General features: G+C 41.9%; 9 protein-coding genes and 2 tRNA genes. 6 read left to right on the top strand and 5 right to left on the bottom strand.

Annotated elements, in window-relative coordinates:
- The coding region (eno, locus tag GCCT14_RS02375; protein WP_157952503.1) for a phosphopyruvate hydratase at positions 1 to 909 on the top strand (909 nt) is incomplete at its 5' end.
- Here the strand turns inward: eno and GCCT14_RS02370 are convergent.
- Positions 902 to 975: transfer RNA gene (locus GCCT14_RS02370), tRNA-Arg, on the bottom strand. The two genes, eno and GCCT14_RS02370, sit on opposite strands and share 8 nt — an antisense overlap.
- A 150-nt stretch (positions 976 to 1125) precedes the next feature.
- Between GCCT14_RS02370 and GCCT14_RS02365 the strand changes: the two genes are divergently transcribed.
- Positions 1126 to 2766 carry an RNA polymerase sigma factor gene (locus GCCT14_RS02365; protein ID WP_108624077.1) on the top strand — a complete coding sequence of 547 codons (1641 nt, stop codon included), beginning with the start codon at positions 1126 to 1128 and terminating at the stop codon, positions 2764 to 2766.
- A 10-nt stretch (positions 2767 to 2776) separates the two neighbouring features.
- On the opposite strand, the gene GCCT14_RS02360 is transcribed toward GCCT14_RS02365, so the two are convergent.
- The 4 genes from GCCT14_RS02360 to GCCT14_RS02345 form a co-directional block, all read right to left on the bottom strand.
- Positions 2777 to 2849 (bottom strand) — tRNA-Ala (locus tag GCCT14_RS02360).
- A 43-nt stretch (positions 2850 to 2892) separates the two neighbouring features.
- The gene (locus GCCT14_RS02355; protein WP_108624076.1) at positions 2893 to 3906 is read right to left on the bottom strand and encodes a M48 family metallopeptidase; all 1014 of its coding nucleotides are present in this window, start codon (positions 3904 to 3906) and stop codon (positions 2893 to 2895) included.
- 12 nt (positions 3907 to 3918) lie between these two features.
- Entirely contained in the window at positions 3919 to 4506 is a 588-nt protein-coding gene (locus tag GCCT14_RS02350; RefSeq protein WP_108624075.1) for a LemA family protein, read from the bottom strand.
- A 34-nt stretch (positions 4507 to 4540) separates the two neighbouring features.
- Entirely contained in the window at positions 4541 to 5224 is a 684-nt protein-coding gene (locus tag GCCT14_RS02345; protein WP_108624074.1) for a pseudouridine synthase, read from the bottom strand.
- Positions 5225 to 5340: 116 nt separating this feature from the next.
- On the opposite strand from GCCT14_RS02345, the gene GCCT14_RS02340 reads away from it, so the two are divergent.
- From GCCT14_RS02340 to GCCT14_RS02325, 4 genes are all read left to right on the top strand, one after another.
- Positions 5341 to 6141: a hypothetical protein gene (locus tag GCCT14_RS02340; RefSeq protein WP_157952502.1), complete on the top strand. Its 801-nt coding sequence runs from the start codon at positions 5341 to 5343 to the stop codon at positions 6139 to 6141.
- Between the two features lie 76 nt (positions 6142 to 6217).
- Positions 6218 to 8812: a type I DNA topoisomerase gene (gene topA / locus GCCT14_RS02335; protein ID WP_108624072.1), complete on the top strand. Its 2595-nt coding sequence runs from the start codon at positions 6218 to 6220 to the stop codon at positions 8810 to 8812.
- Between the two features lie 63 nt (positions 8813 to 8875).
- The gene (trpS, locus tag GCCT14_RS02330; RefSeq protein WP_108624079.1) at positions 8876 to 9895 is read left to right on the top strand and encodes a tryptophan--tRNA ligase; all 1020 of its coding nucleotides are present in this window, start codon (positions 8876 to 8878) and stop codon (positions 9893 to 9895) included.
- Positions 9896 to 9911: 16 nt separating this feature from the next.
- Positions 9912 to 10709, top strand: a 798-nt coding sequence (locus tag GCCT14_RS02325; protein WP_192875479.1) for a DEAD/DEAH box helicase family protein, incomplete at its 3' end; no start/stop codon positions are given.

Here is a 10709-nt window from a genome sequence, read left to right as displayed (position 1 = left end):
GGATTGTGGGATCGGGATTCTTTTCAATCAGTAGTCCTTCCTTGTCCAATGATGAATCTCATCAATGGTGGTGTTCATGCAGATAACGGGCTGACTTTTCAAGAGTTTATGGTTAGACCTGTCGGAGCGTCTTCCTTTTCGGAGAGCGTTCGATGGGGGGCAGAAATCTATCAGTCTCTTCGTTCAATTTTAAAAGAGAGAGGTTTTTCTACCTCTGTAGGAGATGAAGGCGGTTTCGCTCCACGTCTCGCTTCAGATAAGGATGCGCTTCAGCTATTAAGAGAAGCTATTTTGGAAGCTGGCTTTTCTCCAGGCAGTGATGTTCGACTAGCATTAGATTGTGCGGCATCAGAGTTTTTCGATGAGGAACAGGGAATTTATCTAACCTCAATGAGCTGCCCGGAAAAAGGCGGACGTCTTCCCGTAGAACAGGTTGATTATTTGAGGCAGCTTGTAGAGACCTTCCCTGAACTAGATTCAATTGAGGATGGACTAGCAGAGTCTGACTGGGACGGATGGAAGCGATTAACGGAAGCGATAGGGGATCGCTGTCAATTAGTTGGAGATGATTTATTTGTAACTCAAGTTGGTGAGTTACAGCGAGGAGTGAGAGAAGGGATAGGGAATTCCATACTTATCAAACTGAATCAAGTCGGGACTGTTACAGAGACTCTCGACGTGATCGACTTTGCTAGACAATCTGGTTACAATTACATTCCATCTCACCGATCAGGTGATACAGAAGATTCGTTTCTTGCAGATTTTGCAGTTCATGTTTATGCAGATCAGATCAAAACAGGGGCAACCTGCAGAAGCGAACGCACTTGCAAATACAATAGGTTGATGGAATTAGAGGATCAACTGGGGAAGAGAGCTAGATTTGGCAAAGAAGAAAGAAATGCGCGCTAGAGAGGATTCGAACCTCCAACCTCCCGGTTCGTAGCCGGGTGCTCTATCCGATTAAGCTACCAACGCAACTAGACTATTCTTGCAGTTCGTCATTTTCTGGCCAAGCTTTGAGCCTCTTTCTTGACTGGGCAAGAAGTCTTCAATACAATCGGACAGGTCGTCTGTTAGCCTTAGGACTTGCATGGCTTCCTTGTTCAACGGTGATTTCGGTTATCTATGACTAATGCTTCCTTCGACCCTCATCAACAAGCTAAAATTGACGAGCTTGTCTCTCTTGCAAAGGAACAAGGACACATCACGTACGAGGAAATTAATGAGGTTTTACCCGCTGGGTTTGACTCTCCTGAGGCCCTCGACCAGGTGCTCATCTATCTTCACGGAAATGATGTCCAGATACTCAATCAAGTCGAAGTAGAGCGGCAGATTGAGCGCAGGAAGGAAATTCGTGAGCTAGAAACACTTTCCAAGAAGGGAGAGGGATCTCATGATGATCCCGTACGCACTTATTTGAAAGAGATGGGGTCTGTTCCTCTTCTTTCGCGAGAAGAAGAGGTGGAAATCTCCAAACGCATTGAGAAGGCACAAGTCCAGATTGAACAGATCATAATGCGGTTTCGTTATGCTGCTAAAGAAGCCGTATCCATTGGCCAATATCTAATTGCTGGGAAGGATCGTTTCGACAAGCTAGTGGCTGAGAAAGAGGTGGTAGATAAGGCACACTATTTCTCTATGCTCCCAAAGTTATGTGAGTTTTTACAGAAAGAGGATGAAACGCTTGAAAGACTCTTGGCTTCTCCTTGTGGCTCTAAAGTCAGAGAAAATCCAGACAATGAGAAAGAGCTTCAACGTTGTAGGATTCGGACTCAGGCATTTCTTAGGCGTTTCTGTTTTCGACACGATGTAATTCAAGATTTTGGTGAGGTCGTTATGGGAGCGTACGACCGATTCATCGAATTAGAGAAAGACGTTACTTCTTTGCAAGAGAGAGCGTCTAAAAACCGTTTCGTTGCCTTGAAGTACACGGCGGCTAAGAGAAAACTCGCCAAACGTGAGCTTGCAGCTGGACGGTCTCTTGAAGAATTTAAGAAAGATGTTCGTATTCTTCAAAGATGGATTGATAAGAGCCACGAAGCTAAGCGTGAGATGGTCGAATCAAACTTGAGATTGGTTATTTCCATTGCTAAAAAGTACACGAATCGCGGCCTTTCCTTTTTGGACTTGATCCAGGAAGGAAATATGGGATTAATGAAGGCTGTTGAGAAGTTTGAATATAGGCGTGGATACAAATTTTCGACTTATGCCACTTGGTGGATTCGTCAAGCTGTGACTCGTGCAATTGCTGATCAAGCTCGTACTATTAGAATCCCTGTGCATATGATCGAAACGATCAATCGTCTTTTGCGTGCGGCTAAAAAATTGATGACTGAAATGGGGCGTGAGCCGACGCCAGAAGAAATCTCAAACGAGCTTCAAATAACACCTGAGCGCGTTCGTGAAATTTATAAAATTGCCCAGCATCCAATTTCTCTCCAAGCAGAAGTGGGAGATGGCGGGGAGAGTCAGTTTGGTGATTTTCTAGAGGATACAACAGCCGAATCGCCTCCTGACGTAACTGGTCAATCAATCCTACGCGATGAAGTGAAAGAGGTTCTCAGCACGCTTTCCGAGCGAGAGAGAGAGGTTCTATCTGATAGGTTTGGCTTGAAAGACGGGAGAGCAAAGACCCTCGAAGAAGTTGGCATGAGATTCAACGTCACTCGTGAACGTATTCGCCAGATTGAAGCCAAGGCTCTACGCAAACTTAGACATCCATCTCGTTCAAGGCGTTTAAGCCCTTTTCTCGAGGTAGAAGAATAAAAACAAAAGATGGAGCGTACCGGGTTCGAACCGGTTGCCTCAACAATGCCATTGTTGCGCTCTACCAATTGAGCTAACGCCCCGTCGAAAAGGGCGTCTGATTGTCGTGTCGTTTTCTTTTTTATGTCAAATTTTAAATGGGCGATTTGTATTCCTGCGAATGGTGAATTCACCCTGTTCCAAAGCTCGTATTCTATCTTGTATAGGTGGATGAGTAGCAAACAGGAATGATAATGGATCGTTGTTGCTGAAGAAAAGATGCGAGTAAACAAATCGATGAAGAGGGGAGGAATGATTTCCTTTCTCATGTTCATCAGCGATCTTCTTCAGCGCATTCACTAAGCCCTCCGAAGATCGCATAATTTCAACTGCTGTCGAATCGGCCAAGTACTCACGCGTACGACTTATGAGAGCACGTAGAATGGATCCAAAAAATCCTCCAAACAAGCCTGCTATAAATAGCACTCCTCCGAAAATGAAAATTCCTGTCTGATTTTCTTCTTTTTTATTGCGATTTGAATAACGTGTACGTAGCGCTCCACGACCAAATAGATCTAAGAAGCGCAAACCGACATAAGCCAAAAATGAAAGCCCCATAATCATCGCAGTAACGCCCAGTTGGATGAGCAGATCACGATTTTTCAAATGCCCAAATTCATGTGCAAGAACACCTTGTATTTCATCCCTAGAGAGTCTCTGAATAGTTCCTTTCGTGATTCCAATAACCCAGTTAGAAGGCGATGTGCCTGCAGCAAATGCATTAATTTCTTGTTCTGGAAGAATGTAAAGTTTTGGAACAGGGAGATCAGCTGCGATTGCTAGTTCTTCAATAAGATTCCATACAATTCGATGAGTCGGGTGGTTCGTGTCACGAGGAATGAGTTCACCTCCCAATGATTCGGCAATTGTACTTCCACCACCAAAAAAATAATTTAAATAGCTTAAAGCTGCTACAGAAGTAGTGCCTAAAAGGAAAAAGATTGCTACGTGTGGAAACTGATCTTCAAATAAAACCATTTGATGAGACCAACGCCATAAAGCTTCAGCAAGGCCGCTAGCGATAAGAACCACAGATAAAAATGCCAACAGGCAATTGGTTGTCTTTTTTTTGAGTAGGTCTTGACGTTTCCAGAAAGACATCTTGCTTGCCGCCTAAAACTGAACTCGAACCGCTTCCCTCATCTCATCCGATGAGAGAGGATAAAAGTCCATCGGACTGTGACCCCCAAGTTTGGCGATCCATTTAGTTGGAATTCGCATCTGCTCTTCGTTGTAACACATGACAGCATCATTGTAGGCTTGCCGAGCAAAAGCAACGCGATTTTCCGTTGAAACAAGCTCTTCATGAAGACACTTCATGTTCTCAACTGAACGAATATTGGGGTATTTTTCCACAATGGCGAAAAAATTTTGAAGAGTTCCTGAAAGAATTCTGTCTGCTTGTGAAAGCTTTTGAATGCCATCTTCATCAATTTTCCCTTGAGCGGCAAGAAGAGCTTGTAATGCACTGTTGCGAGCCTGAATAACACTTTCAAGAGTCGATTTTTCAAAGTTCATTGTGGTGCGGGCAGTCTCTACCAAGTTCGGCACTAGATCATATCGCCTTTGAAGTTGAACGTTGATTTGATGCCACTGGTTCTCTGCCCTAGCTCTATAATGTGCAAGGCGGTTGTACAAGTGAATGATACAACTGAACGAAGCAAGAACAATGAATACAAAAGAAATAGTATAAAATCCCATTTTTAGAACGCCCCTTGACTATTCAATTCTTTTGTTAAGAAACAATTTCTTCAATAGATGTGTGCCTCCAACTTCCAGGAGGCAAATTACCTAACTGATAGTTCCCTATTTGTATGCGAATCAGTTCGTAGACAATCAAGCCTGCTTCTGCAGCAAATAATCTAACCTCGTGCTTTCTTCCTTCTGCGACTGTTATGCGCAAGGTGTTTCTGCGAATCTTTCGTACAGAAAGGGGGGTTCGATGCTTGCCGTCTATCTCAGTTCCTGCAGACAATTTTTTTAGATCGCTTGCTGTGACATCTCTATGAGTCTTTAGAAGGTAGTGTTTCTTCACACCAAAGGAGGGATGCGCAATTCTATGGCAAAAGTCGCCATCATTGGAAAAAAGAAGAAGACCTGATGAGTCAATATCAAGACGACCGACATACAAAAGCTTTCGGTAAGGAACAGGTAAGAGAGAAAATACACATCTCACGCGACTCTTTCTTGAACATTCGTAACCTCTAGGCTTGTGAAAGGCCAAATATGTAGGCGGCCCCCTTTTGGGAAGTGGAGATCCATTCACCAAAACAATGTCGCTCTCACAAACATTTCTTGCCGGAGAGACTTCAAGGGTGTTGTTTACCATAACCTTCCCATTGAGAATCAATTGTTCACTCGCTCTACGGGAGGCAATCCCTCTTTCTGCCATATATTTCGCTAGACGTTTCAATTCCATGATTTCGATCCGAATCTACGTTGTGCTACAGTGTATCAAAGAACATGTCTATTTTGTGTACTTGGTTTGTCGAATTTTTTTTGTTAGGCTCTCGATCATTCCTTGGAGGTATTCTCATGAGCTTGCGAGATAAAAAAGGCGAATCCATTCTTTCAGTTAACGAAGATGATCCATCTGAAGACCGTCATTGTCAAAGAAGAATCGTCTTTGCTGTATTTGGGTTTTTCTCAGTTTTTTGTCTTACACTTGGTATTGGATTTTTACACCAAAGTCGCACTAGCGCAAAGACGGATGCTCATTTTCAGGCTCGTAGAGTTGTGGACATGTGGGATCGAGAGGTTAGTAAAAGAGATGTCGTTATTCGTAAAGCGGATGAAATTCCCGACTGGGCATTTTCGTCACATCTGATCAAGGGCTCATATCTTCAAAGGAAGATATTGTCTGACCAAAATGCATCGAATGATTTTGTAGATCTTCCCAATCTGGATAGGCTCCCTTCTTTGCGTGATTTTCAAGAAGTGACACTTCTTGCTCTCCAGAAAGAATGGAAGCAAGCTTTTATCAAAGGTGAGAAATTCTTGAGAATGTACCATGTTGAAAATCTCCTAAAAGAAGGCAGGCAAGATTCAAGTGGTTTTGTGGAAGTAACTTTGGAAGGTATTTTGGTTCCGATACAATACCTACGTCAAATTGCTTTCGCACGTGAAATGAATGATCCAGTTGCAGAGAGGCAAGCTATCGAAGCAATCTCTAGTGCGTGCTTGTGCGAAGAGGTTAAGGATTTTCTAGACATAGATAAACCGTTGAACGGGGTGCATTCCATGTTCAGTCATTGCTTTCGTGCCCTGTCTCAAGGATCTGTATCGTTTCGTTCTTATCTTGCTGAGCGTCTCGAGGAAATTCAGGCGGAGGGATGAAATTTAGGGTCATAAGGAACTTGTGTTCGTTGTTGAGGTGCCTTCTGCCCTATAGAGTAACAAATAGGATTGGCGCATGGGCACGGGCCTCATAATTGTTGAATCACCAACTAAGATCAAAACTTTAAAAAAGATATTAGGTAATCGTTATCGTTTCGCCTCTTCTATGGGGCATATTCGTGATCTTCCTGCAAAGTCACTTGGACTTGATATAGATGCTGATTTCGCCCCTAATTTTACAATTTTGGAAGAAAAAGAGGCAGCTGTGCGAGCCCTTCAGAAAGAGGCTAAGTCTGCCACTATCGTATACCTTTGTCCCGATCCGGATCGAGAAGGTGAGGCAATCGCTTGGCATTTGAAAGAAATTTTACCAGATAATATTCAAACAGTTCGTATCACTTTTAGATCTATTACTGAAGAAGAAGTGAAAAAAGCTATGCAATCTCCACGAGAAATAGATCTTCACTTGGTACATGCACAACAAGCAAGGAGAATCCTCGACCGTTTAGTCGGATACATGATTTCTCCATTTCTATTTCGAAGGCTACAAAGAGGTAGAAAATCTCAGTATTCCGGTGCACTTTCAGCTGGTCGGGTTCAATCTGTTGCATTAAAGTTTGTAGTTGATAGAGAAAAAGAGATCGAAGCCTTCATCCCTGAAGGGTATTTTCAAGTGAGAGGGCTTTTCTCTGTTGAAGATGGTATAAGTTTTCAAGCGGATTTATTCATATTCGACGGGCAGAGAATCACTCGATCACCTTCCGAAAAAGTGAAGGATAGTCGTCTTCTTCGGTCAGAAAACGAAGCAAAGATGATTATCGATAGACTGAAAAGAGAATCTTTTTCAATTTCATTAGTAGAGACTAAGGATCGCCTTCGTCATCCTGTTCCCCCATTTATCACTTCGTCTTTACAACAAGAATCAAGTCGTTATTTTTCGTTTTCATCTTCTAAAACTATGTCTGTTGCTCAATCTCTTTATGAAGGGGTGGAAATTGGAGAACACGGATTTGAAGGCTTGATTACTTACATGCGTACGGATTCGATTAGATCTGCACCTGAATCAATTGCGTCTGCGCGTGAATATGTAGTAGAACATTTTGGAAAAGAATATGTTCCATCAGAGCCTAGAAATTATTTTGCAAAAAAGAGCGCTCAAGATTCTCACGAATGTATTCGTCCAACACGAATTAATTGGACTCCCAATCAAATTAAACACTACCTATCTTCAGACCAATTCAAGTTATATGAATTGATTTGGAAGAGGTTTGTCGCTTCTCAAATGTCATCGGCTCTTTATGAGATGCTGCAAGTAGAGATAGCTTCCGATTGTTCGTCTTTTCGAACTGTAGGGTCTCACTGTACATTTCTTGGATTTTTAGTCCTTTATGAAGAGAAGAAAGACGATGAAGAGCTGGAAAAAGAAGTTGTTATGCCGAATTTGAGAGTTGGGCAAACAGTGAATGGTGACTTTCGTCATGAAGCATTTTCAACGAAACCAAAACCTCGTTTCACTGAAGCTTCACTTATTAAAGAATTAGAAAAATCTGGTCTAGGGCGTCCGTCTACTTATGCCGCAATAATGAATAAGATTCAGAGTAAGGCTTATACCAATAAGGAAAAGGGGAGGTTGAGGCCGACCGATCTTGGAAGCGTGGTTGTGGATGTTTTGGAAGTCAATTTCCCTATGATTATGGATGCTGATTTCACGGTTCGCATGGAAGATGCATTGGAAGAGGTTTCAGAAAGAAATAAAGATTGGAAAGAGCTCCTGAGAGAATTTTGGTCCAGCTTTCATCCTGTACTTCAACAAGCAGAAAAAGATTTTATTATTCCGAAAAGTAGCTTGAATCGACCTTGTCCCGAGTGCAAGAAAGGAGAACTTCAAAAAATCTGGGCTAAGAATCGTTTTTTCATTGGTTGCTCACTCTATCCAGAATGCAACTATACATCTACGTTCGGAACAGTAGACTTTGATCGCTCTCAATTTCATCCGGATTTTGATTGGGATCAACCTTGCCCTCTATGCAAACACTCAATGTCTCTACGAGAAGGACGTTTTGGTGTTTTTTTAGGTTGTAGTGAGTTTCCCAAATGTAAAGGGTCTGTTCGCATTTTGGATAAGGAAGAATCTATAGATAACAACACTGATCCTATATCTTGCCCTGCGACAGGTTGCTCAGGACAATTGATCAAAAAGAGATCTCGTTTTGCTTCCTCTTTTTATGGATGCACTCTCTATCCTAAATGTGATGTTATTGGGAAGGATTTGGATAAAATTCATTCGAAATTCGCTGATAGACCTCAAACTGCCGTTGCTGAGAAAAAGAAAACTATTAAAAAGAAAAACATCAGCTACACCACGAAGAAACGTATCGGTATCGATAAGAGTCAAAGAAAAAAATCAAGCGATAAGGCAACGACGTTTTTTAACTTAGATTCCCGTCTCGCATCTATTTTGAGCCAGGAACCAATTTCGTCTTCGCAGGAGCTTCTTAAGATTTTTTGGAAGTATGTAAGAGAAAAGGATCTACAGGACCCTTCCAATAAAAGAGTGATTTTAATTGAAAAGGATCCCTTACTAAGAGATATACTTGGATCAGATCCACTTCCTATGACCCGAGTTCTTTCTGCTCTGAAACCGTACATTTTTCATAAAAAAGACGAGTGAACCGTTTACTTTTTTGTTGAGGCGATTCCATACTGCGCACATCTCAAATTGATTGTTTCTAATATGTTTCTACAAGCTCGTCCTACGGTCTTAACTGGAGATCGCCCGACTGGTATTCTTCATTTGGGCCATTATGTCGGGTCCATTCAAAAGAGACTTCTTTTACAATCGGAGGCTGATTGTTTTTTCATTGTGGCAGACCTACATGCAATGACAACTGCTTTCACAAAAGAGGAATTGTCTTTGTTGCCTGGAAGGATCCATGATTTGGTTGCATCTTATTTAGCTTTTGGTATCGATCCAGAAAAATCTGTGATTTATTTGCAGTCTGGTTGCCCAGCTATCTTTAAGATGAATTTTTTATTTCAATTAATCACATCTGCAAATCGAGTTATGGGCCTACCTTCTATCAAAGAGATGGCACAAAACGCAAAAATGGAAGATGAAAAGATCTCATTCGGACTGTTGAGTTATCCAGTTCTACAATCTGCAGATATACTCATGAGTCAGGCAACGCTTGTTCCAGTAGGGAAAGACAATGTGGCGCATGTAGAAATTGCTCGTGATATTGCGCGTCGTTTTAATAATCTCTATGGAACACTTTTTCCGCTCCCACAAGAATGCTTAAGTCAAACACCATCTTTACCTGGAACCGATGGCAAGGGAAAGATGAGCAAGTCTGGGGGAAATGCTATTTTTATCTCAGATGATGATGAGACCATTCGTAAAAAAGTTTTTAACATGTATACGGATCCAAATCGAGTCCGTTCCGATATTCCTGGACGTGTAGAGGGGAACCCTCTTTTTGTTTATCACGATCTGTTCAACTCTAATCTTGATGAGGTTGAGGACTTTAAGGTCCGATATAGTAAGGGAAAGATTGGAGATGTGGAAGTGAAGAAGAGTTTGGCGCATGCTTTAAGTAATTTAATCGCCCCTATTCGAGAGCGGTTTCATACCTATAGAAAAGACACATCTCTTCTTGACTCTATCTTGAAAGAAGGGACAAATAAGATGCGCGTTCGTTCTGAGGAACTTGTGCGAGATATGTTTGCTCGCATGGGGTGTTCGCATTTCAAATAACGGACGGGATAAAATTATGAAACCGTTTGCGCTAGTATCGGATTTTTCGCCTTCAGGCGATCAACCAAAAGCTATCTCTGAGCTTGTACAGGGAGTTGAGGGTGGAATAAAATCTCAGGTCCTTCTTGGGGTTACAGGGTCAGGAAAGACATTTACAATTGCAAACGTGATTCAGAAAGTTCAAAAACCAACTTTGATTCTTGCACACAATAAGACACTTGCCGCTCAGCTCTATGATGAGTTCTGTAGTTTTTTTCCAGAAAATGCGGTTGAGTATTTCGTTTCCTATTACGATTATTATCAGCCAGAGTCATATATTGCTCGTAGCGACACCTATATAGAGAAAAGTTTGTCGATCAATGACCAGGTAGATCAACTTCGTTTACGTGCAACAAAATCTCTCTTGGAAAGGAAAGATGTCATTGTTGTGGCCTCTGTTTCTTGCATTTATGGATTGGGTCTTCCTAAACATTTTGTTGATATGCGTTGCCGTTTGTTTATGGGGCAGGAAGCTGAGAGAGAGGAGGTGCTTGGCTGGTTAGTCCAAATGCAATATGAGCGTAAAGAAGAATTAGGTCGTGGTTGTTTTCGTGTTAAGGGGGACACTATTGACCTTGTCCCAGCATATGAACAAGATTACGCTATTCGCATTCGTTTTTTTGGTAATGAGATTGATTCCCTTGCTTCGATTGATGCTATTACAGGCGAGATAAATGAATCTCTTTCTGAAGTTACTATTTATCCAGCATCTCACTATGTCAGTTCTTCTGACGTTCGCGAAGAGGCAGTCTATTCGATTCGTAGAGAGCTTGAA

It is taken from the genome of Candidatus Similichlamydia epinepheli (assembly GCF_003056015.1).
Note: the sequence above shows the minus strand (reverse complement) of the source record. Positions and strands in the feature narration are given on the sequence as shown.

Coding starts and splice junctions, on each gene's coding strand:
- GCCT14_RS02340 (WP_157952502.1), top strand. CDS start 5,341: ATGAGCTTGCGAGATAAAAAAGGCGAATCCATTCTTTCAGTTAACGAA.
- GCCT14_RS02350 (WP_108624075.1), bottom strand. CDS start 4,506: ATGGGATTTTATACTATTTCTTTTGTATTCATTGTTCTTGCTTCGTTC.
- topA (WP_108624072.1), top strand. CDS start 6,218: ATGGGCACGGGCCTCATAATTGTTGAATCACCAACTAAGATCAAAACT.
- trpS (WP_108624079.1), top strand. CDS start 8,876: ATGTTTCTACAAGCTCGTCCTACGGTCTTAACTGGAGATCGCCCGACT.
- GCCT14_RS02345 (WP_108624074.1), bottom strand. CDS start 5,224: ATGGAATTGAAACGTCTAGCGAAATATATGGCAGAAAGAGGGATTGCC.
- GCCT14_RS02365 (WP_108624077.1), top strand. CDS start 1,126: ATGACTAATGCTTCCTTCGACCCTCATCAACAAGCTAAAATTGACGAG.
- GCCT14_RS02355 (WP_108624076.1), bottom strand. CDS start 3,906: ATGTCTTTCTGGAAACGTCAAGACCTACTCAAAAAAAAGACAACCAAT.